At 38.5% G+C, this 22983-nt stretch carries 23 protein-coding genes; 11 read left to right on the plus strand and 12 right to left on the minus strand.

Features of this window, described 5'->3' with window-relative positions; translation table 11 throughout:
• Window positions 1-53: 53 nt before the first annotated feature.
• Complete coding sequence (chlP, locus tag SLP02_RS14490; protein WP_319421381.1) at window positions 54-1277, plus strand: geranylgeranyl reductase; 1224 nt, start codon at window positions 54-56, stop codon at window positions 1275-1277.
• Between the two features lie 70 nt (window positions 1278-1347).
• Here the strand turns inward: chlP and SLP02_RS14495 are convergent, their stop codons facing one another.
• Window positions 1348-2088: a hypothetical protein gene (locus tag SLP02_RS14495; RefSeq protein WP_319421382.1), complete on the minus strand. Its 741-nt coding sequence runs from the start codon at window positions 2086-2088 to the stop codon at window positions 1348-1350.
• Between the two features lie 252 nt (window positions 2089-2340).
• Between SLP02_RS14495 and pheS the strand changes: the two genes are divergently transcribed.
• Together pheS and SLP02_RS14505 are read left to right on the plus strand one after the other, a co-directional pair.
• On the plus strand, window positions 2341-3336 hold the full coding sequence (pheS, locus tag SLP02_RS14500) for a phenylalanine--tRNA ligase subunit alpha (protein WP_319421383.1): 996 nt from the start codon (window positions 2341-2343) through the stop codon (window positions 3334-3336).
• 252 nt (window positions 3337-3588) lie between these two features.
• On the plus strand, window positions 3589-5655 hold the full coding sequence (locus SLP02_RS14505; RefSeq protein ID WP_319421384.1) for a cation:proton antiporter: 2067 nt from the start codon (window positions 3589-3591) through the stop codon (window positions 5653-5655).
• A 97-nt stretch (window positions 5656-5752) separates the two neighbouring features.
• Here the strand turns inward: SLP02_RS14505 and SLP02_RS14510 are convergent, their stop codons facing one another.
• The 7 genes from SLP02_RS14510 to SLP02_RS14540 form a co-directional block, all read right to left on the minus strand.
• A complete protein-coding gene (locus SLP02_RS14510) occupies window positions 5753-6544 on the minus strand; it encodes an ABC transporter permease (RefSeq protein ID WP_319421385.1) in 792 nt (263 codons plus the stop codon).
• A gap of 1 nt (window position 6545) precedes the next feature.
• The gene (locus SLP02_RS14515) at window positions 6546-7514 is read right to left on the minus strand and encodes an ABC transporter ATP-binding protein (protein ID WP_319421386.1); all 969 of its coding nucleotides are present in this window, start codon (window positions 7512-7514) and stop codon (window positions 6546-6548) included.
• Window positions 7515-7619: 105 nt separating this feature from the next.
• Window positions 7620-8048, minus strand: coding sequence for a tetratricopeptide repeat protein (locus SLP02_RS14520; protein WP_319421387.1), 429 nt, complete (start codon window positions 8046-8048; stop codon window positions 7620-7622).
• Window positions 8049-8138: 90 nt separating this feature from the next.
• Window positions 8139-8618, minus strand: coding sequence for a hypothetical protein (locus tag SLP02_RS14525; RefSeq protein WP_319421388.1), 480 nt, complete (start codon window positions 8616-8618; stop codon window positions 8139-8141).
• Window positions 8619-8743: 125 nt separating this feature from the next.
• Window positions 8744-9229: an allophycocyanin subunit alpha-B gene (locus SLP02_RS14530; RefSeq protein ID WP_319421389.1), complete on the minus strand. Its 486-nt coding sequence runs from the start codon at window positions 9227-9229 to the stop codon at window positions 8744-8746.
• An 86-nt stretch (window positions 9230-9315) separates the two neighbouring features.
• Window positions 9316-10038 carry a lipoyl protein ligase domain-containing protein gene (locus SLP02_RS14535; RefSeq protein ID WP_413467382.1) on the minus strand — a complete coding sequence of 241 codons (723 nt, stop codon included), beginning with the start codon at window positions 10036-10038 and terminating at the stop codon, window positions 9316-9318.
• A 182-nt stretch (window positions 10039-10220) separates the two neighbouring features.
• Window positions 10221-10697, minus strand: a complete 477-nt coding sequence (locus SLP02_RS14540; protein WP_319421391.1) for a YbjN domain-containing protein — start codon at window positions 10695-10697, stop codon at window positions 10221-10223.
• Between the two features lie 334 nt (window positions 10698-11031).
• On the opposite strand from SLP02_RS14540, the gene SLP02_RS14545 reads away from it, so the two are divergent.
• The 4 genes from SLP02_RS14545 (at window position 11032) to glmM (ending at window position 14139) form a co-directional block, all read left to right on the plus strand.
• Window positions 11032-11256, plus strand: coding sequence for a Calvin cycle protein CP12 (locus SLP02_RS14545; RefSeq protein WP_319421392.1), 225 nt, complete (start codon window positions 11032-11034; stop codon window positions 11254-11256).
• A gap of 248 nt (window positions 11257-11504) precedes the next feature.
• Window positions 11505-12098 carry a DUF3177 family protein gene (locus tag SLP02_RS14550; RefSeq protein WP_319421393.1) on the plus strand — a complete coding sequence of 198 codons (594 nt, stop codon included), beginning with the start codon at window positions 11505-11507 and terminating at the stop codon, window positions 12096-12098.
• A gap of 53 nt (window positions 12099-12151) precedes the next feature.
• Complete coding sequence (locus SLP02_RS14555; RefSeq protein ID WP_319421394.1) at window positions 12152-12454, plus strand: DUF7734 family protein; 303 nt, start codon at window positions 12152-12154, stop codon at window positions 12452-12454.
• Between the two features lie 278 nt (window positions 12455-12732).
• Window positions 12733-14139, plus strand: a complete 1407-nt coding sequence (gene glmM, locus SLP02_RS14560; RefSeq protein WP_319421395.1) for a phosphoglucosamine mutase — start codon at window positions 12733-12735, stop codon at window positions 14137-14139.
• Window positions 14140-14536: 397 nt separating this feature from the next.
• Here the strand turns inward: glmM and SLP02_RS14565 are convergent, their stop codons facing one another.
• Window positions 14537-15898, minus strand: coding sequence for a cytochrome c biogenesis protein (locus tag SLP02_RS14565; protein ID WP_319421396.1), 1362 nt, complete (start codon window positions 15896-15898; stop codon window positions 14537-14539).
• A gap of 186 nt (window positions 15899-16084) precedes the next feature.
• On the opposite strand from SLP02_RS14565, the gene SLP02_RS14570 reads away from it, so the two are divergent.
• The 3 genes from SLP02_RS14570 to SLP02_RS14580 all read left to right on the plus strand — a co-directional run bounded on the left by SLP02_RS14570 (window position 16085) and on the right by SLP02_RS14580 (window position 17490).
• Window positions 16085-16327 carry a CopG family ribbon-helix-helix protein gene (locus tag SLP02_RS14570; protein ID WP_319421397.1) on the plus strand — a complete coding sequence of 81 codons (243 nt, stop codon included), beginning with the start codon at window positions 16085-16087 and terminating at the stop codon, window positions 16325-16327.
• On the plus strand, window positions 16324-16641 hold the full coding sequence (locus tag SLP02_RS14575) for a type II toxin-antitoxin system PemK/MazF family toxin (protein WP_319421398.1): 318 nt from the start codon (window positions 16324-16326) through the stop codon (window positions 16639-16641). Before SLP02_RS14570 ends, SLP02_RS14575 begins: the two co-directional genes overlap by 4 nt.
• A 489-nt stretch (window positions 16642-17130) precedes the next feature.
• Window positions 17131-17490: a GlpM family protein gene (locus tag SLP02_RS14580; protein ID WP_319421399.1), complete on the plus strand. Its 360-nt coding sequence runs from the start codon at window positions 17131-17133 to the stop codon at window positions 17488-17490.
• A 129-nt stretch (window positions 17491-17619) separates the two neighbouring features.
• On the opposite strand, the gene SLP02_RS14585 is transcribed toward SLP02_RS14580, so the two are convergent.
• The gene (locus SLP02_RS14585) at window positions 17620-18366 is read right to left on the minus strand and encodes a cytochrome c biogenesis protein CcdA (RefSeq protein WP_319421400.1); all 747 of its coding nucleotides are present in this window, start codon (window positions 18364-18366) and stop codon (window positions 17620-17622) included.
• Between the two features lie 155 nt (window positions 18367-18521).
• Here SLP02_RS14585 and cax point away from each other — a divergent pair, with 155 nt between their 5' ends.
• Window positions 18522-19613, plus strand: a complete 1092-nt coding sequence (gene cax, locus SLP02_RS14590; protein ID WP_319421401.1) for a calcium/proton exchanger — start codon at window positions 18522-18524, stop codon at window positions 19611-19613.
• 132 nt (window positions 19614-19745) lie between these two features.
• Here cax and SLP02_RS14595 read toward each other — a convergent pair whose 3' ends face one another.
• On the minus strand, window positions 19746-20924 hold the full coding sequence (locus tag SLP02_RS14595) for a histidine kinase dimerization/phosphoacceptor domain -containing protein (protein ID WP_319421402.1): 1179 nt from the start codon (window positions 20922-20924) through the stop codon (window positions 19746-19748).
• A 146-nt stretch (window positions 20925-21070) separates the two neighbouring features.
• Window positions 21071-22903 (minus strand): two-component system response regulator, encoded by a 1833-nt coding sequence (locus tag SLP02_RS14600; protein WP_319421403.1) that lies wholly within the window; start codon window positions 22901-22903, stop codon window positions 21071-21073.
• Window positions 22904-22983 lie beyond the last annotated feature (80 nt).

The following is a 22983-nucleotide window of genomic DNA, read 5'->3' on the forward strand; positions in this document are numbered from 1 at the left end:
CACGTTTGTCCTCAGCTTCAAAAAAGATTTTATAGACATTCAGGAGAAAAACTTTGGGATTAAGAGTAGCTGTTGTCGGTTCTGGACCCGCAGGTTCATCAGCCGCAGAAGTTTTAGCCAAAGCAGGTATTGAAACTTATTTATTTGAGCGTAAGCTAGATAACGCCAAACCTTGTGGTGGTGCAATTCCTCTTTGCATGGTTGAGGAGTTTGATTTGCCCCAAAAGATTATTGATCGGCAGGTCAAGAAAATGAAGATGATTTCTCCTTCCAATCGAGAAGTTAATATCGGCTCAACTCTTAAAAATGGCGAATATATCGGTATGTGCCGCCGAGAAGTTTTAGATGGCTTCTTACGTAATCGTGCTGCTCAGTTAGGTGCAAACCTAATCAACGGTACTGTATATCAGCTAGACATTCCCGATAGCGATAAAGATCCCTACACGCTTCATTATGCCGATCATTCGACTGGTGCTGTTAAAGGGGTAATGAAAACCCTCAAGGTAGATTTAGTAATTGGTGCTGATGGTGCTAACTCTAGAATTGCTAAAGCTATAGATGCTGGTGATTACAACTATGCGATCGCTTTCCAAGAGCGTATCCGTCTACCAGAAGACAAGATGGCATACTACGAAGATCTAGCCGAAATGTACGTCGGTGACGATGTTTCTACAGATTTTTATGCTTGGGTGTTCCCCAAATTCGACCACGTAGCAGTCGGTACAGGAACAATGAAGGTAAACCAAGCTGACATCAAAAAACTACAGGCGGGTATCCGTAAGCGTGCTGCCAAAAGACTAGAAGGGGGCAAAATCATCAAAGTCGAAGCACACCCCATTCCCGAACATCCTCGCCCTCGTCCCATTCGTGGCAGAGTTGTTCTAGTCGGCGATGCCTTGGGTACTGTAACCAAATCTTCTGGGGAAGGTATTTACTTCGCAGCCAAGTCTGGTCGTATGTGCGCCGAGATGATTGTAGAGCGATCGCAAGATGGACAAAAAGTTCCTACTGAAAAAGATCTCAAAGATTTTATGAAACTCTGGAACAAAGAATACGGTGCAACTTATCTCGTACTGGATATTCTGCAACGAGTTTTCTATCGTAGTGATGCCACCCGTGAAGCATTTGTCGAAATGTGTGATGACATCGACGTACAAAAAATGACTTTTGATAGCTATCTCTACAAAACTGTAGTTCCTGCTAATCCTTTAACGCAAATGAAGGTAACAGCTAAAACTCTCGGTAGTTTACTTAGAGGCAATGCTTTAGCACCTTAGGGGATTACTGATTACTAATAATTTATTTACAACAGCATCAGATTATTTATTCTAGTGCTGTTGTTTATTTCTATCTTCTTAGTAAATTATTAAAATAGGATGTAAACTTGTTTTTTCTTCTTGGAGTTTTATTTTCGTTAATTAATTTGATTCTCTTCATTTTTTCTATTTCTTTACGAATTCTTTTAAGCGAATCAACATAGCTTGTTCTAAAAAGGACTAGAAAGACTAAAATACATATCACCATGCAAAATAATGTAGCAATTTCAGCTTTGAATTTTAAATCATGAAAACTAATCCAATATGATAAAAATAAGTATACAGTAACAGGAATAAAAGCAACCAAATTGAACCGATAACGCACAATTCTCTGCCTTTTTGTTTCTGAGTCAACCTGTAATTGATCTATATCATAATCAAAATGTATAAATTTTCTTAATCTATAAATGTCGAAACGGGTTTGTTTTGGATTTCGAGAATAATTTATTAATTCAATTAGTTCAAGACATGATTGTTTATCAGCTTTAATTCCAACTTCTTGTTGTAGGTGGAGTAAATCTATTTCATCTTTTGTTATATTCTTAATCTTTTCGCTAGTTAAAGGATTATTGTGTCTCTTTTCGAGTTTTAGACATTTTCTTTGTTTTGGAGACAACTTATCAAACAAATCATAACTACTACTGATAAAATCAGATATTATTTGTAAGCGAAACAAAAAAGTAAGGACACAAACAAAGGCAATGTAAAATCCTGGTCTTGCTGTAATAAATTTCGGTTGTCTTAATATCTCTAAAAGTTGTGTTTCTGACATCTAATTATTATTTTTTCAGCTAAAGGCTTTATATTAGTGATACGTTAGTACCTATCCATTAAAATATTAAACAATTTTAAAATTTTGTATTAAATTAATCTTAAGAAAACGAGTATTGAATAATCGCATTAATTTTGGTGCTACCTAGTTTTTAGCGAAGGGAACTATTTACCAGTATTGTTTGGGTAGAGATTTCGGTATATTAATATGAGCCGTGGATTATCGCTCAACTTATATTATTGAATAACCTGAATGACTGATTCTATCCAAGAACAACTGAAAGAATTAAATACCGTAGCCGTAAAGGCGATCGCCTCAAGCAACAGCTTAGAAGAGCTTGAACAGCTAAGAATCAAGTATCTAGGCAAAAAAGGTCAACTATCTCAAATTCTCAGGGGAATGGGCAAGTTATCCGCCGAAGAACGCCCTGCGGTTGGTTCGCAAGCTAACGTAGTTAAACAAGAAGTTCAAACTGGTATAGAACAACGTAAGCAAGCCTTGCAACAGGCAAAGATAGAAGCGCAAATCAAAGCCGAAACCATAGATGTGACTATGCCAGGAGTGAATCGTCCTTTGGGTCGAGTACATCCTCTTAATGGTGTAGTAGATCGTATCTTAGATATCTTTGTTGGTTTAGGCTATACCGTTGCCACTGGTCCTCAGATAGAAACCGACTACTACAATTTTGAGGCTCTTAATACTCCCCCAGATCATCCCGCTAGAGATATGCAGGATACCTTTTATTTACCAGGAGGAAATTTATTACGTACTCAGACTTCTTCGGTACAAATTCGCTATATGGAAAATCATGAACCCCCCATCAGAATTATTGCTCCTGGTCGAGTTTATCGTCGGGACACGGTAGATGCTACCCATTCAGCCGTATTTCATCAGGTAGAAATATTAGCAATTGATAAGGGTATAAAATTTACCGATCTCAAAGGCACTATTAAAGAATTCTTACAGCGGATGTTTGGCGATGAACTCCCCGTACAGTTTCGGACTAGCTACTTTCCCTTTACCGAACCTTCAGCCGAAGTGGATGTGCAGTGGAAAGGCAAATGGTTGGAAGTGATGGGGTGCGGGATGGTCGATCCCAACGTTCTTGAAGCCGTTGGCTACGATCCCGAAGTATATACAGGTTTTGCAGCAGGTTTCGGGGTAGAAAGATTTGCCATGGTATTACACCAAATTGATGATATTCGCCGTTTATACAATAGTGATCTACGCTTTTTAAATCAGTTTTAGTTATCAAAGCTATTAAACAACGTGACGCTAGCATTATAACCAGTAAAAGATAATGCTAGAACGATTGTTGTTATATTGACTACAAAAGTGTTTTATTATGCTTTGCTGTCTTTTCCTGGTCAGAAGAGCTTATGTCAAATTGTAATTGGTAATTATTGAATTAGAATGCTTAATTTTTACAGAAACCAGACATATAATAACCTATAGAATATTTAAACCAATTACAATACTTTTAACATTACAACGCTTTAAATGGAAAGTTCATCTAGCGCGCTTTTGACTTCAGAAGTCGAATTGCTGATCTTATTGCTGATCGCCTGTTTAGGAGCCGTTACTTTTGAAAAATTTAATATCCCCTATACAGTTGGCTTAGTCTTAATTGGTTTGGGGTTAGGACTTCTTACTCCTCTGCTTTTTGCTGTCGATCCTTTGAGTTCTGTTACTCTATCTCCGAATGTAATTCTGTATGTTTTTGTTCCACCACTAATTTTTGAATCGTCAATCAATCTTGATAATCAGCTTCTTTTCGAGACACTAACTCCTTCATTGATCTTGGCTGGACTGGGACTGTTGGTTTCGGCAGGCGTTGTCGGGGGCTTAATGGTTTGGCTGACACCTTTATCTCTTAGTGGCGCTTTCGTGTTTGGATCTTTGATTTCTGCCACGGATCCAGTTGCCGTAATTGCTCTATTCAAAGAACTAGGCGTTCCTAAACGCCTAACAATGGTGGTAGAAGGGGAAAGTATGCTCAATGATGCTACTGCGATCGTCCTCTTCGATGTAGTCATGGCAATAATTGCTAGTGGTACGGTTGGTGTAGCAACTCTTGGAGATGCTTCAGTTAACGTTTTTGTGGTGTTGTTTGGCGGTGTTCTGGTCGGCGTAGTTGTTGCTGTAATTATTTTTGGTTACTCCATTAACCTAGCCAAAAATAATGCGCTAATTCAAACTACCGTAAGTATTATTATTGCCTACGCAGCTTTCATGGTTTCCCAACGCTATCTGCAATGGTCTGGAGTGATTGCAGTAATGACAGCGGGATTGGTGGTTGGTTGGTATCTCAACCATAAAGTCAATTTAGAGGTGAGAACATACCTGCGGGAATTTTGGGACTATGGAGCTTTTATTGCCAATAGCCTAATCTTCTTACTAGTGGGGCTAACAACTAGCAGCTTTATTCTCCGACTTGGTACTGAAACTCCGAGATTTTGGATTGCTATTGTCTGGGCGATCGTCGCCACGCTCATAGCCCGTGCAGTGGCAGTTTTTGGTTTAATACCATTTTCCAACTGGTTACAAAAATCCGAGCCATTTGGCTGGCGTTATCAGATGGTAACTTTTTGGGGTGGACTCAGGGGAGCGGTTGCTTTAGCCTTAGCACTGAGCCTCGATCGCTCGTTTCCCAATCGAGATTTAATTATCGCCATGACGCTAGGGGTCGCACTATTTACTATTTTGATTGCCGGGACGACCACAGGAAAACTAATTAGCTGGCTCAAAATAGATGAACCGCCAGTTTTAGAGCGGTTGGGAAAAGCCCAAGCGACTATTCTAGCCAAACGCGAAGCTCTAAAATTACTGCACAAGCTAGGTTTGATGGGGCTGTTTGATAAAGAGGTTATTGTAGAAATAGAAGAAGATTATTATCGGGTTCTCAATACAGCAGAAGCTGCCGTAACTAAGATTTGGGATGAACTGAAGCTCGATCCAGGATTGGCGCGTCAGATTTTATGGTTACAAATACTGAGAATTGAACATCAGGCTCATGTTGATTTATACGATCGCGGGCTTTTGTTAGAAAGTGCTACGCGCAAGCTAGAACTTCTGGTTGAGGCTAAACGAGATAGCGTTTTAAATCGTCAAATCCCGCCTCCAGTGCCAGCTTTATGGTCGCTAGAAACTCCTTTAGAAAAGCTGATTTTTAAACAACTACGGCATTTTTTCCCTCACCACAAGTTTTTTGGGCAACGCCGCGGACAATTAGCAGCGATTCGTTACGAATACGATGCTGTAACCGCCTATGTGAGCCAAAAAATTGTCAAACAGGTAAAACAACTGGTTGCCGCCAATGCAGTTGAATCAGCAGTAGCTCAAGACTGTATTATATTTTATCAGCAAGCAAGTAAAGGAGCTTTAAGGCGAGTAGAGGCAATGGGAACTAGTCGGCACGAATTAGCGATCGCCCTTCAGAAGCAGGTAGCGACTCATGCTGCTCGTACTAGTGAAGGAGAAGTAATTGAGCAGCTTATAGCCGAAGGTGTAATTCCCGAAAATGCCCTAGATCGAATTCAAGATTTAATTGCCAAAGAAAATATTTAGGGAATAAGTTATATCAAGTCAAATAAAGTTGGCGACAAATAAGATTCAGGTAGGGGCGAAGGTTGGTTCGCCTTTACGAGGATTATTGTTCACAACACTAAAGTTCATATCCCTTCATCCAGAACACTGATATCAACAAAAACAACACAGTTAAAACAATCGTAACGCTCATTGCTATCCAAGCTTCATTAGGAAATTGACCTACTAAAATTGCTGTGGCATGACGCTGCAAAGCCCAGACAGTGTAAGGCTTAATCTGTTGTAACTGAGGATTAAAATTTAAAACCACCCCGCCAAAAAAAACGAAAAGTGCGATCGCGCTCACGGCTCTAATTTGATTAAAAATAACCCCAAGCATCAGGGTCAATGCCAAAGTAAACAGCATCACTAAATAAACCATCAAAACACCTATAAGGTAATTAAATAGAGAGATCTGCGCAGGTAATCCAACTACAAGTGCTGCAATATACATAAAGATGCCAGGCACTCCCAAAGCAATTACACCAATGAAAACTGCATAAGCTGCAAATTTCCCGAGGATAAATCCAGCAGTTGACAAGGGCTTAGAATAGATCCACAGCAGAGTTTGGGTTAGCTTTTCCTCGATAATTGCGCCTTGAGTCAAAATGATTGTGCCGATAGGTATAAAAGTACTGCCCAGCCAGAGAAACAAAGTTAAAAATGAAATTCCGCGATCGCCTGCATCACCTGGTGTCATCCAAATCGCGGGTAATGCTGTAAGTGACATCCAAATAATGAGTTGAGAAATCCATCGCCGAGGGTTAAACCAGTAAGCAAGTTCTTTCTGATAGATAGGACGAAAACCGCATAACCAACTCCTAGAAACACGCTGTAATTGCGATTCGTCAACAAGATTCTTACTGCTCATGTCAAGATTTTTGAATTAAATTTATAAACACATCTTCAAGCTCGTAGGATGAGCGTTCAAATTGGGTCACAACAACTAGAGGATCTGCCAAGACAATCCGTAGTAGTTCACTTTCAGCAGCGTTTGGATTGTTAACCTGAATTTGAAACTTAGTTGTCTGAGCATTTTTTATATCTGGCATACCCGTCTCAACCGCAATTTTGTCGATCCAGGGTATTTTCCTTAAACGATCTAGAACCGTTATACCGTCACCGCATACTGTAACGCGAAACAAATTGCGATCGCCTGACACCAGTTGATTAATATCTCCTTGAGCTAGCAATCTGCCCTGTTCGAGAATCACAACCATGTCGCTGACTCGTTGCACATCATCGAGAATATGAGTGGAGTAAAAAACTGTACTCTGTTGCCCAAAACTTTTAATAATTTGCAATACATCTCGTCGTCCTATTGGATCGAGTGCAGAGGCTGGTTCGTCAAGAATTAGCAAGTCGGGATTATTAATTGCTGCTGTGGCAATACCAAGACGCTGACGTTCACCACCCGAAAATTCCCGCACTGGACGATCTGCTTTTCCGCTTAAGCCAACTAGTTCGATAAGTTCTTGGATGCGAGCTTTAATTGCACTCTTCGATCCTTTAAAGAAAAACGAGGCGACAAACTGTAAAGTCTCGCGAGCAGTTAAATGTCCATAGAAGCGAAGTTCCTGTGGCAAAAAACCAACTCGCTCCCGAATCGCAATACTATCTCGTATAATGCTTTTGCCAAAAATTGTCCCTACTCCCTCGGAAGGCTTCACAAGTCCGAGCAAAAGTTTGATCGTAGTACTTTTTCCTGCCCCGTTTGAACCGAGAAAACCGCAGATAGAGCCTCGTGGCACAGCCAGATTCAATTTATTTACAACGTGCTTTTGACTATAAGTCTTAGTTAGATTTTTAGTAGAGATAATGAGATCGGACTCAATCGTCATAGCGCAACAGGCAGTGATTGTTTTCTACTGCATTGTAACCGCTCGATTTTATCTTATAATTCTTATGAAAAAGCGATCGCCTAAAAACTAAAGATTTTCTAAAAATTACTTTGCTTCTTTCGTTGGTGCTTGTTTCTTTTCCGTTTTAGCTGGCTGACTACCTTCCTGCTGTTTAATGATTTGCAAAATACCCGCATATTCTTTTTGCTCTGGATAATATTTAGCCAGTTTTTCTAAAGTAGGGATAGCTTTTTTAGGATCTGTTTGCATATATATTTGAGCTAATCCTTGAAGGGCGGTAACATTTTTAGGTTCTCGTTCTAATACCTTTTTATATCCTTCAATCTGCATTTGCATTTGTTTTTCTGCCAAGGCAGGATCTTCGGTATTTTGTGGATTTGAAGCGGTAGAATTATTCTGACTAAAAACACTTGCTAAAGTGAGCGCGAGTGTTGAACCAGCAAAACCTAAACCCAGGACTAAAGTAACCACACGCATAAAAGTCTTATTCTTGTCCCCTTTCCTTTTGCTCATATTTTTACCTTGAGATAGACATTAATTTGGATATTGATTAAATACTGATCTTCTGTCCCTTTTTAATTCTCTATCTTCGATCCTTAAAACTTATCTCCAGGTATGAAACGCCAGTACACCTCCTGCAAATCCTAACAAACAGAAGATAGCTAAAATCAACGTACAATGCCAACGATTGAATCCTGCTAATTGCAGATCTAGCCTAAATAACAAGGCTGCTGCTGCAAATACTAAAAATCTGGCAAAGTAATCTACTCGCTGCACAATTAGAGCAAACGCGAATGCTCCCAGCAGAATTGACATAAAAGCTCTAGTATCAGATTGTAACCAGCCATCGAGACTACTGGCAATCAAGGATATAGGGGAAACAAAAAGAACCACCAAAAATAAAATATTGGCGATCGCTGCACCATAGATAAGGACAAGGTGAATGTCTTCAGTGATCATGCTAAGTATAGCTCCTCGCTCAAGCATTTTGTCGATCCATGAGCTATACATCCATCCTTCAACACCGTAGGTTAAAAGTAATATTATTAGAGAAAGCTTAGGGATTTTTTTTGACCAAGCCATTAAAAATAATTAAAGGTAATTGACAGTCGATCATTAGTAGATAACACATTATAATGCAACCACAAAATTACCAATTACCAATTACCTATTTAGTATTAGTTAACACTAGATAAAAGTTAGGAAAACTAAGCCATGCTTTGAATAATATAGTCAAAGTAAGGGCTGGCTTCTTGAGCGTCTTCTTTACCTAAAAGATCGAGGGATGCCTTTTTTAGACAGCGAATAGCATCAATCATTCCAGGTACAGGGACTTCAAGGGAGTTGTACATTTCTCTAACTCCAATTAAACCAGACTTTTCAATCGGATCTTTGTCTCCTGCCATCACACCATAGGTAACTAAGCGTAGATACCAACCGAAATCTCTAAGACACTGGTTGTATTGTTTTTGTCCAAAGGCATTACCACCTTGAGAACGATATTCAGGATGTAACTTAAAAAGCTCTTTTCCTGCCTGATCGACAATTTTCTTTTCGCTATTGGCTAAAGCTTCAGCGATACGGACACGCTTTTCACCTGTAGTTAAAAAGTTTTTGATGCCTTCTAGCTCACCGCTACTGGGGTAGCGTAGTTCGTCATCTGCTTTTAGGATGACTTGACTAACTATGCTCATAATATCTGAATAGATTTAATTAACTTTAATATCTTTAGTATCTCAATAAAGAGAAATCATTGTCAGGAGGAAATGCTGGGATTTTCCTAGCTTATTTCAACTCCCGTGTTGGCAATAATATCTTGCCATTCCTTGGTAGACAAAGGTTGATTTACTATATTAATCTTAAAAGTTGCCTTTGCTGCCTCGGTCAAGTTATGTATTATTTTAACAGTAGAACAGTTGTTTTGATGTCTGGTTGACCGATCTTCTAAAGGTGGGACAACCTCCAATAAATTTTCTAATAAAGGACTGCTAAAGACCTGTTTGTATAGCTTTGGGTCTGTATTGAGAATCATTGAGCCGTGCTGCAAAACGGTCTTACCACGACGCAATTGCGCGCTACCAATTACCTTGTTCCCTGCGGGAGTAACCAAATCTGAACCTGTCGCTGTAGCAAAACAATTTTGTTGCTGAATGTATTCTTTAGTCGCCGTACCGTAATCTAAGTTTACACCAAGCGATCGCCAGCCAGCAATTAAAAACTCACAAATTTGTTTATATACTTCTAAGCGTTTACCTGGAGGAATAGAAGTTACTACCATATAGGTTAAGTCTCCCTGGTGGAGAACTGCCCTACCACCTGTGGGACGACGGACAATATCCAAAGATTTTCCTTGCCAAGTCAAATCATTCCATTCAGTAGGATAATCTTTTTGGTGATAACCCAAAGAAATAGCAGCAGGTTGCCAAGTGTAAAATCTAAGTGTAGGGGGATGCTTACTGGCGCGATGTTGTTCTAACAAATAGCGATCAATCGCCATTTGCATTTCTCCAGATGCGACCAAAGGAGGTATAAAACGCCAAGTATTCACATTAAATTGACAATTGATAGTGGACAATGGCTATAGCTTAATTAATAGGTTGGGTTAGCATCTAAATCTTCTAGCAAAATATGCTAACTAAAAAAGCATAACCCAACAATGTTCATACAGTTTCTCAGTAACGAAATTTATGAACCACCAAATTCTTCTTTGAGGATTTCATCATTGTCATCGGCAATATTAGCAACAAGGGTAACTAAACGCGAAATTTCTCCAGGATACATATCTGCAACTGTACGCTGGGCAGAAGCCATAACTTTATTATCATGAATACTAAAGCAAGTTTCAAAAGTACCTGTCCAGTTCATTTCTAAAAGACGGCGCATCAATCCAGGCTCATCTTTAGCAGGTAAATTTAGCAAACTAGACCAAACTGTTAGCAGATCTTCATCGCTTTCTCCTGTAAGCTGAACAAAAACCTCTACACTACCGTAATTAAATTTCCACAGACTTTTTTCGGTGGTGTGATTTACCATTGCTGTGTTGTCTTGATCGAGGCTTGAAATCACAGTTTCGATGACTTCTTTATGACTAGATTTTTCTTCCATCAAATCATCCACAGCCTTGGCAGTGTCTACTTCTAAATTGGAAATTTGCTCAACCATGATCGCTTTCCTAATATTTGAATTAATGCCGACATCGTGAATTTAGCATCAAGTGTTGATATATTGCTAATTTTGGATCTCTTTATGGCAATGAAATGTAGTAATACCTCCCATTGTACTCATATTTACATCAAGCGTATAATAGGATTCTGATTCTATAGATAGATGTTTACTTAGTACCTTAGCAATAATGCTAGATTAAGAAGTATAAATGCTTAGTTGCGCTAACTTTAAGAAACTGAAACTTTTTTCACAGCTAGAGGTTAGGCAATTACTGCAACTGAATAGATAACCGTGGCATAATACAAATTTAAATTGCAATAAGAGGTCTCATATGAGCGATATACAAGAACAAATACAAAGAGAAAGAGAATCTGCTAGGGCAGTTTGTAGCACCGAAGGAGATACTTCAGGAGAATGTGCTGCTGCCTGGGATACGGTAGAAGAGCTATCAGCAGAAGCATCCCACAGAAAGCAAAAAGTTCCCCAAAAAAGCTCTCTAGAGCAGTATTGTGATGATAACCCTGATGCTTTAGAATGCCGAGTTTATGAAGACTAGTAATATAGTTTACTTTGGGTAAACATTATAGTCCAAGGTTAAATAATTATTAATTAAATTGGGTGAGAATATGATCTATTCTCATCCTTATTTTTGGCTGTATATCTGAATTACAAAAAGCAAGATTGTTCCTCTGTAAGGTAACGTTGACTTTGAGCGATTGTTGATGCACTCTTAGAAATAATCTGGAGTTGTTTTAAGCTCAGGCGCAAATAAATAGTAGTAGACACAATTTCGGCAGAACAATAATGGATATTTGGTTTAGACCTTTAGTATGGATGGACTATCGCTTAGGAGTATTGCTGGCGGTAATTGTTCCTTTTGTACTGTTAATTTGGGCTTTGTTCCAGAAACAAGAAGCCATGCAAAGATTACTTATTATTTATTGGCGAGTTGCTAGCTTGTTAATAATTACAGTTTATCTATTAATTCCTGATTGGAAAATTGGCTTTATCAGTGGTTTTGCTGCCCGTGTTTTAATCCCTATTTCTTTGTGGTTTTGGGTAGATTTAAATGAAGAAATTCGCGACATACCCCAAAGTCTCCTCAAGCTAGTCTTCACTTCCTGGCGTTGGGCAATGACTGCCTACTGTATTTTAGGTGCGATCGCCAAAGCGTTTTTTCTCCCCTGTGGTATATCTGATACTAGAATGAAAACTGCTTTCTGCCAAGTTTGGCTGGAAGCACCCCAAGCCTATCGCGACTTTTTTCATACTAAGTCTGGGAATGAAGGCTTTCTTGGCTTTTTGGGTGCAGTTGGTTTAGTAATTTATATTATTTACCTGGCATATTTTGTGCTGATTCGTTTAGGTAAACAGGGAAGATCTGCGCTGGAACAATAATAATTAAAAAAGTCGTACTCAAAAGCCTAGAGCTTGAGAATTAGAGCTATATTATGTCTGAATCTATTGGTCTGCGCCTAGAAAAATATACCCTGAAGCAAAAACAAGAAGTGTTGCTGGTCAACTTAGAAACAGCTTCTAGTGAATCAGATCTAGTGATGATCTTTGCTGGTTTTTCTAGTTCTTTGATGAGAGAGACTGCTTTCGATGCTGATGTTCCAGTAATTGCTGCCGATTCTAAAATTATTTCTATAGATCGCCTTGTTGCGCCTTACAACCCAGATAACCCTCAATACATTGCAACTGGATTAACTTGGGAGGCAATGCAGAATATTTTACAGAAAATTAATCTTTAAAGACTCCAGCGTCTTTTTGAAAAGTAATATAATATACTTCTGACTGAAAAATTTTTACTGTATTGTTGAGTTTTATAGGCTAAATCTTTATGAATAGCTCACTAAGCATCTATACCCAAAGTAAATAATTTAACCCAAAATTAAAATTTATCTCTTACTTTATAGAATAAAGCCGATCGAAGGCAGAAATTATACCTAATAGTACTATTTTTGCTAACTTATAAATTTTTTTCATAGAACAAAGCTACTATTATTTGCTATTTAGGAGTACATTTGGTGTGAGTAATTTTGCAAAAACTATATTGGATACGAATCAGTTACCCCAAACACCTTTATTTGGTACAGATGGAATTCGTGGCAAGGCGGGAGATATTTTAACCGCGCCCTTTACTCTTCAGTTGGGTTATTGGGCCGGAAAAGTGCTTGAAGAAGCTGCCAAAAACAAAGGCTCGATAATTATTGGACAAGACTCTCGTAATTCTAGCGGTATGCTATCGAGTGCGATCGCAGCAGGATTAACTTCTGCGGGATTAGAAGTTTGGCATTTGGGCTTGTGTCCTACTCCCTGTGTTGCTACTTTGACCAGCAAAAGCGAAGCGATAGGAGGGATTATGATTTCTGCTAGCCATAACCCGCCTCAAGACAATGGGATTAAGTTTTTTGGCAAAGAAGGAACTAAATTGGCTGATAGTTTGACCCAAAAAATAGAGGCTCACCTCAGAAAAAATCATTTGCAAGACGAGGCAAACACAACCTGGGGGAAAACTTACTATCGCCCAGAATTGGTTGAGCAATATGCTCAGGTACTTAAAACATCGTTACCTAAAAATATAGATTTTCAAGGAATGCGAATTGTCTTAGATTTAGCTTGGGGGGCATCTGTGAAAGTTGCTCCCGCTATATTCCAGGAATTAGGGGCAGAGGTGATTAGTCTTCATTCCTTAGCCGATGGCGATCGCATTAACGTCAACTGTGGTTCAACTCACCTAGACACGGTTAAGCAAGCTGTTGAAGAGCATCAGGCTGATTTAGGATTTGCCTTTGATGGAGATGCCGATCGAGTTATGGCGATTGATAGTCAAGGCAGAGTAATCGATGGGGACTATATCCTCTATTTGTGGGGCGATCTACTCAAGCAACAACAGCAGCTACCAGATGATTTAATTGTGGCTACTGTAATGGCAAATCTTGGCTTTGAGCGCGCTTGGCAAGCTAAAGGGGGCAAAATGCAGCGGACGGCGGTAGGCGATCGCTATGTTCAAGCAGCTATGTGGCTTACAGGAGCAATGCTAGGGGGAGAACAGTCAGGACATATTCTTTGTCATCATCATGGTGTTTCTGGTGATGGGATTCAAACCGCATTACATTTAACTTCTTTGGTACGCCAAGCAGATACGTCTTTAGCCAATTTAGTAGATAACAGCTTCCAAACCTATCCCCAAATTCTGCGTAATGTAATAGTTGAAGATCGCGAACGTAGGAGTAAATGGCAAGAATGCGAACCTGTGCAACAGGCGATCGCTAAAGCAGAAGCAGCTATGGGAAAACAAGGACGCATCTTAGTTCGTGCTTCGGGAACAGAGCCTTTGATTCGCGTGATGGTAGAAGCTGTCGATCACAAGTTAACTAGTTATTGGACAGATGAACTAGTAAAAGTTGTAGAACAAAATTTAGCAGCGACTTAACTAATAAAATAAGACAGCTTGCCTATGGCGCGATCGCAAAACCTACAAATTATCTGAAATATAAAAAAAAATGATACAAATTAAGTGACGGGGTGACGAGAAGCGTATTCACAAGTAGCAAGTAACAAGTAAAGATATGCAGCTAGTTAAACTGTCCCAATAGCTAGTTAATTTTGCCTCTACTTCCGAAAACTTTTTACTGTCTTGGTGCGCGTTCCCTTGCGCCCTTCGGCGACGCGGGGTCGCACCGCTTTTTACTTGTTACTTCCCCAAGTCCCCAAGTCCCTCAACCGTAGCAAATATTTAAGTATTTTATCTTACATTTTAGCCATAACAGCCTTGAGTGATTACGTATTTTATATATTTTTTTCCTGAAGCAATATTTGATAATATTGCTTCAATTGCACTTAAGACTAGGTTCAGGAACATCAGTTGATTTAGTTTCTTCCAAGCTATCAATTACTTCTAGCATTTCTCTCTCAAAGCTTACCTGCGCTCGATTGGTTTTTGCACCGAAGAAAAAGCTATTGTCTTGTTCTAATGCCCATACTTGAGAATGGGAAAAGTAACTCATAACTACACCAATCATTAGTAAAGCAAAGCCTGTGTAAACAACAGGGACACCAGGATCGGCTTTAATCTGTAAACCAGTGCTGCCGATGATATTAATCAGCTTAATATTAATACCGTCAATATCTACACTTTGACCAATACGAATCGCGCTAGTTAAGTCTCCCTGTTGGTTATAAATTAAAGCTGTTCCCTGCATATCCTTGATTAGCATAGAAACGCCAGAACTCATGTCTGGTTTGGTAGGAATCCAGGTTCCCCAAATATTTCCTGCGCCCAGAGTATCTAATTTAGCTACTGGTAGCTGAAAAATAGGACTGTTGTTTAACTGAACTTGAGCAGCAGCAATACTCCAGTTAGTTTGATAAAGGGTAACGCCGTGATAACGCAGAGGTTTATTGACGTGGATAGTTTCCCGCTTCAATTCCTCACCGCGATCGCTCACCACTGACAAATCAGAGTAGAATTGATCTATGTCTCCGTTTTGGGTATAGTCAATCCAAAATCGATTCACCTTAACTGACCAATCATCGGGAATATGAGAAGCAGATAAAGGACCTAATTCGATAAAATTCTGAATCTTAAAAGTATTGCCACTGGCGACCATTTCCTGAGCAAAAAAGCCCGTAAAAATGCCCCATAACCCACCCAGTAAAACAATCAGCATACCCGCGTGGACGATAATAGGACCAATACGACCAATAATGCCTTTGCGGGCATAAAGAGCATTATCTTGTTGCCAGACTCGAAAGTTTTGCTGTTCTAATAAAGGCGTTAAAGAATTGACTGAACCTTGATTTAATTCGGCACTGAGAGCTAATTTCTCAAACTGCTTTGGCTTTTGATAATATTTCCATTTACGGGCAGCTTTTAAGGCGGGTAGCTGACGGGTAAAGGTACAGGCAGTCAAACTTGCACCAAAAAGAATTAATAAAGAGAGATACCACCAGGTACTATAAACATGATTTAAACCCCAGGCTAAAATAACTTTCCAGGTCAAAAAGCCATATAAAGCAGGAGACTCTGGATAGTTCTGTTGATAAAAAGAGAGAGTTTCAGCCTGTTCAATTACTGTACCTGAAATACTGACTACGGCGATCGCCAGTAACAAAACAATCGCCAATTTCAAGTTGGCAATAGTACCAACCAAACGACGAAATATTGAGCCTGGCTTGAGAAAAAAATTCATTATTTATATATTATGGATTAAAAATTAGAGGCGATTTGTCGATTAAGGAAGACTTTGATTATGAAATATATTGATATCTAAGATTGTAATCATTTTACTGGTGCGATCTCTGCTGTGCCAACTTAGCCGAGCCAAATTTGGTGATATAATAACTGATATCAAATTAAGCATCAAGCATTATATCAAATGCGTACAACTATAACTATTCCAGATGATTTAGCCCAACAGATAGACAAAATAATCAATCAATTAGATATTCCCAGTCGCAATCAATTCATAATTGAAGCACTGGAGGCAAAACTAAAAGAATTAGAAGACCGCAAAATCGACGATGAATTTGCCCTAATGGCTGAAGATCTAGAATATCGCCAAGAAGCATTAGATCTAGAGCAAGAATTTATCCGTGCAGATTTTGAGGTTACATCTTGAAGCGGGGCGATATTTATCTAGCTAATCTAAACCCTACCATCGACTCAGAGCAAGCTGGAACTAGACCAGTTTTGATCGTCAGTCGCGATGCAATTAACAAAAGCAGTCCTGTTGTAATTATTGTCCCGCTAACAAAGTACGCTAACTCAAAGAGGATTTATCCATCTCACCATCTTATTAAAGCTGCTAACAACGGATTAACTACCGATAGTATTGCTAAATGCGAGCAAATAAGAGCGATCGCCAAATCAAGGCTACAGACCAAAAAAGGATCGCTTCTCACGCAAGACATGGAGGCTATAGATAATCTCTAAAGCATATAGTTGGCGATCGCCAGTAACAAAACAATCGCCAATTTCAAGTTAGCAACAGTACCAACCAAACGACGAAATATTGAGCTTGGCTTGAGAAGGAAATTCATTATTTATATATTTATGGATTAAAAATTTGGAGGCAACCCATTTCCTGAAGATGACTTTTATTATCAAATATGATGTAGCGTTTAATCTAATTAACTAATGTCGCTTTTCTTAATTTTATAAGAATAATGCTTAAGACGAGTAACATTGCTAATCTTTAAAGCAGTTTTTTAGGAGGTTTTTCCACGGAATGATATGTAGAAAAAATCTTGATGTTACAATTATTTTGCATGGTATCCAGAAAAAGTCTGGGTATCACTGACAAATATGCCGAAAGTTTCTTAATATCATACTCCACAGGGTAGATATGCAGAGAGTTTCCGTATAATAAATAATCAAGCGATGGTTTCATTTATTGACACCAAAAAGGATAAAATTTAGACCATGATTTCATTATTTTTAAAGTGTTTACTTGGTGCAGCAGCCGTTTTGTTAATTGCTGTGCTTTCAAAGAGTAAAAGCTTCTTCATTTCTGGTTTAGTCCCATTGTTTCCAACGTTTGCTTTGATTGCTCATTATATTGTTGGTACAGAGCGAACAATGAAAGATTTGAGAACAACAGCACTATTTGGTCTTTATTCTCTTATCCCGTATGCAGCGTATTTGGTAGCGGTTTACTATTTCAGCTACAAATTCGACTTGGTTTGGACGTTATCAATGGCGACGGTCGTGTGGCTGTTTTTTGCATTCATTTTATTGGTTGGATGGACAAAGTTTCATCCAACATTGGGGAGTAATGTCTAAAGTTGAATAAATTGAAGCAGAAATTCTCCAACTCTCTCCTCAAGAGTTAAGTCAGCTTGCAAGTTGGGTATTAGATTTAGATGAGCAACGCTGGGATGATCGGATTAAGCAGGAACATAATTCTCATTTTTAAAGCTTATAGCTAATAGCTGGCAAACGAGACAGTAAAGAAAAAATGCCAAATCCTAGCAATAAAGCACCACTGACGGGATTAATCCAGCTTGACCAACGGCGCAACTCTAAAATCTTTTTAATTGAGGCTGTAAAAGTCCCAGCGATAACCAAAGGCGTGACGTAACCAACGGCGTAAACAATTAACAAAACCCCACCTAAAACTAAATCTTGAGTTGTTGCCACCCAAGTTAGCAAAGTTGCCAATACAGGAGTACTGCAAGGGGAAGCTATCAAGCCAAAGGTTAAACCTAACAAATAAGAACGTACTCCACGGGGTAAATCTTTACTAATCCAGTCTGTTGCTCCTAAAGACGGAAAGCGTAATGGTAATATTTCTAATAAGTTTAGTCCCATGGCGATCGCAACTAAGCTAACGACAATCGGTAAGCCAACCCCAATCTGTCCATAAACCTTACCAATAGAAGTGGCGATAATACCTAATATGGCTAAGGTGGTGGCTAAACCCAACGCAAACCAGCTAGACTGGGCTGCTGCCTGGAGTCTCCCTTCAGACTCATAACCGCCAATGTAGCCCACGGTAATGGGCAACATCGACAGCATACAGGGAGTCAGACTGGTAACAAGACCTGCTAAAAATATTACCCCTACACTAACTACGCTGAGGTGAGTCAACTGAGTTGAAACCAGGCGATCGGCAAATCTCTCTAATAAAAATAACTGCGTTTGTAAAAATTCCAGCATTTAAAAAATATTATCTATGACTTTAGCTATAGGCTTGTCCTTTCAGCAATTCTATCAAAATAGATAATTTTCTAGGTATTGAAACAAAAAAGACAATAACATTAGCGAAAGTGTTATGACAATGAAAGAACTAAATCGAGGAATCGCAAGTCAATATGTTCAATAAAGACACATTTTTCTTAGTTTTATTAGTGTTTATCCCTGTTTCGATTGCTGCACATTTTTTAGAATGGGGAGAATCCGTCGTATTTATCACGGCAGGTTTAGGCATTGTGCCTTTAGCTTCCTATATGGGTACTGCTACCGAAGAAATTGCTGTAGTCACAGGGCCGAGTATTGGTGGACTGCTCAATGCTACCTTTGGTAACGCCACAGAATTAATTTTGGCTTTTATTGCCCTCAAGGCTGGCTTAATTGGTGTAGTTAAAGCTACTATTACAGGCTCAATTGTCAGTAATTTACTGCTGGTAATGGGATTTTCCATGTTGCTGGGGGGTTTAAAATTTAAAGTGCAAAAATTTGAGCCTACCGTAGCCCGTCTTAATGCTTCGACGATGAACTTAGCTGTGATCGCGCTACTGCTACCTACAGCGGTTCAGTATACATCTACAGGTATTGAAGAACAAACCTTACAGAATCTGTCCGTAGCCGTTGCTGGGATTTTAATTTTAGTCTATGGGCTAACTTTACTTTTTTCGATGAAAACTCACGCCTATCTTTGCGATGTAGGAGATGCAGCTCTAGATGAAGGGGGAGAAGGTGAACCTGAAGTCAATTTACCTTTTTGGATCTTTATTTTGCTGGCTGTCACTTTAGCCGTGGCAGTAGAATCAGAACTGCTGGTAGATTCTTTGGAAGTGGCAACTGCTCAACTAGGTTTAAGTGCTTTGTTTACTGGGGTTATCCTGCTGCCAATTATTGGTAATGCAGCAGAACACGCTACGGCAGTGAGTGTGGCAATGAAAGACAAGATGGATCTTTCAGTATCCGTGGCAATGGGTTCAAGTATGCAGATTGCTTTATTTGTTGCCCCAGTATTAGTAATTACTGGCTGGATTATTGGTCAACCAATGGATCTTAACTTTAATCCTTTTGAACTTGTGGCAGTTAGCGTTGCCGTCTTGATTGCCAACTCTATAAGTTCTGATGGCGAATCTAATTGGCTAGAGGGTAGTTTGTTAGTAGCGACTTATGCCGTAGTTGCGATCGCCTTTTTCTTCCATCCCGTAGTCGAAGGCATGATCTAGATAATACTTTATTTTCACCAAATTAAAGGCAACTCATCACAACAAAGTCCCCCAAAATTGACGAGCGACCCTGCGTCGGCGTAAGACGCAAAGGAACGCGCGAGTTGGGGGACTTTAGGACAATTACCAGAATCAAAGTCTATTTTTGTAGTTTAGTTCGGCAAATGTAATTCTAACTTCAGTTCCATTATCACTGGTCATTTGTATTTTTCCTTCTAGTTGTTCTACCAAGGTAGAAACAAGTTCCAAGCCCAATGATTCGCTATGATAAAAGTCTTTATGCTCAGGAAACCCGATGCCGTCATCTTTAATTATCAAAGTAAATCGAGCGTCATTTTGTGTAAAGTCTAGGGTAATATTGCCTTCATTACGTCCTATAAAGGCGTGTTCGACTGCATTAGAAATTAATTCATTGACAATCAATCCGCAAGCATTAGCAGTTTCTATATTTAAATCAACCTGCTGAATATTAGCACTAACCTTAATAGTGTTAGTTAAATAAGAATCAATTAAATAATTAGTTAGTGTAGTCAAATATTGTTGAAAATTAATCTGACATAAACTAGTACTAGAGTGGAGTTGTTCGTGAATCAAAGCCATTGAGGTGATACGGTTTTGGCTATCACTCAGCATTTTAAGTGCTTGAGGATCATCAATATATTCCGCCTGAGACTCCAAAAGACTAGAAACAATAAAAAGATTATTCTTAACTCGGTGGTGAATTTCCTTCAGCAGCAACTCTTTTTCCTTGAGAGATTGTTTGAGTTTCCTTTCTGCTGTTTTACGATTTTCTATCTCAGCGATAAGGGATTGATTAACATTAGCAAGCTGTTCATTTGTATTTAGTAAAGAAATTTCTACTTCATATCTTTCGTTAATTTGATGTTGTAACAAATCATTTTGCTTTTCTAAGGTTTGACGTAAATTAAGTAGCTCTAGCTGATATTCGACCCTAGCTATTAATTCGGCTTTTTGAAAAGGTTTAGTAATATAGTCACTTGCGCCCAATTTAAAAGCTTTAACCTTTCTTTCGGTTTCTGCTAAAGCAGTCATAAAAATAATTGGAATATCACAAGTAGTAGGATCTTCTTTGAGCAGGCGACAAGTTTCAAACCCATCGAGGTTAGGCATCATCCCATCTAATAAAATTAGTTCTGGGGGATTCAATTTAACTTGATTAATAGCATCAATGCCATTTAATGCCGTAGAAATTTTTAAATTAGCTTTGGCAAAAATTCTACAGACTAGATCTAAATTACAAGTATTATCATCAACAACTAAAATATGCGCTGAATCTTGGGTTATGGACATGACTTCGATTATTTAAACTCTAATAACTAGTGAAGGGGGGCGTAAATAAACTAACCGTTAAATAAGCTGTCAAAGCCTATGAATCAATACTCCCTGCGGGGACTACCCCTTGGTTACTCATTACTCATTGCTTACGCGCAGCGATACTAGACTCTTTGTAAGGGAAGACTAGTGTTGTTCATTATTAATTTTTGAAATTCTTTAGCTGCTAAGGGACGACTATACAAAAAGCCTTGAATTTCATCACATTGACACTGCCGAAGATAGTTTAATTCGGCTTTTGTTTCTACACCTTCGGCTACTACTTTTAAACCCAATTGATGTGCCATCTCAATAGTATTTTTAGTGATTACAGCATTGACTTTATTGCTATCAATATTGCGAATAAAACAAGAATCAATCTTTAAAATATTAAAGGGAAACTGCTGTAAATAGCCTAAAGATGAATATCCAGTGCCAAAATCGTCTAATGCTATTTGGATTCCTAATTTCTTGAGCAAATTTAATCTTTGAATGTTCGTTTTGATATTTTCCACTAAAATCGTTTCCGTCAACTCTAGCTCTAAGTAGTGAGGATTTAAAGATGTTTTAAACAAAATTTGAGTTATTTGATGAAATAAATCTGATTGTCTAAATTGAAATCCTGATAGATTGACGGCAATTCTGAGATAATCAAATCCCGCATTGTGCCATTCATTCATTTGTTTACAAGCGCAGTGCATAATCCACTCACTGATTGGTCTAATCAAACCGTTTTCTTCAGCTAGAGGGATAAATTTGTCTGCTGTAATTCTCCCCATAGCAGGATGATTCCAGCGTATTAAGGCTTCTGCTCCTACGATTGAATCATTTTTTGGATTAATCTTAGGCTGATAGTATAACTCTAGTTCTTCCCGTTCTAAAGCACGATATAAATCAGCTTCCATGGTTAAACTTTCCGAGGCTCCAGAATTTTTAATGTTAAAAGCAAAAGTAAATAACTGACAGCGATTTCCCCCCTGGCTTGTAGCATAATCTCTAGCTTTTTGACTCTGCTCTAATAACTCTTCAATATCTGTACTATCGAGGGGAGAAAAAGCAATGCCAATATTAGTGGGCAGAAATATTTCTTGGTTATCAACATTAAAAGCTTGTCGTAGTTGATTAATAATTTCTTGCCCGTAGTTTTGTGCCGTTTGTTTTTGATCCAAAGCTACCATCATTACATAGTTATCTGCCTCTAGATACACTATCGCTCCGTTATTTTCAAAACTGTCGAGACAATTGCGCAGACGTTGCGCTATTTCTTTAACTAAAGTATCTTGTTGTTCTTTGGTTAAAAAACTGCTTACTTTTTGTAGTCTATCAAGGCTGATGTTAAATAGAGCTAATAATTTTGATGGTGGCTGTTGTGTGTCGCGATTTTCTGCTATTGGTAAAACATCATTGCTATCGCTTTGATTTATTAGCTCCACAGACGATCCTAGTGTAGATGATAAGTAATCAAATAAATCTCTTAAAAACAGCTTGTTAGGCAAATTAGTCAGACTATCTTTGTAAATATCATCGTAATGTGATGAATAATCATTTACAGTAGATTGCAAAGCTTTTTGAATTGTAGATTGCTCTTGATATTTACTCAGAGCCATTTTAACCGTAGCCTGCAATTCTCTATCTCTAAAAGGCTTAATTAAATAACCATAGCAGCCTGTCTTGGAAGCTCTTTCTAAAGTTTCATCACTGGCATAGGCTGTTAGAAATATCAAAGGAATATCAGCTATTTCTTTGATTGTTTCTGCTGTTTCGATACCATCAATTTCTCCTTTAATGGCAATGTCCATTAAGATTAAATTTGGGCGATCGCTTATAATATAATCAATAGCTGCTTGTCCAGAAGAAACAATTTTAGTGACTTGATAACCTAAAGCTTCTAGTTTTTTAGCTGTATTTTTAGCAATTATTAATTCGTCTTCTACTATTAAGATATTAGTTTCGTTCATGAAATTTTAGATATAAATATTTTGTTTATAATCAAGCGAAATATTAGATTTAGAAAATGATACTGTCTCCAACTAAATCC

It is taken from the genome of Pleurocapsa sp. FMAR1 (assembly GCF_963665995.1).
Taxonomy (GTDB): Bacteria; Cyanobacteriota; Cyanobacteriia; order Cyanobacteriales; family Xenococcaceae; genus Waterburya.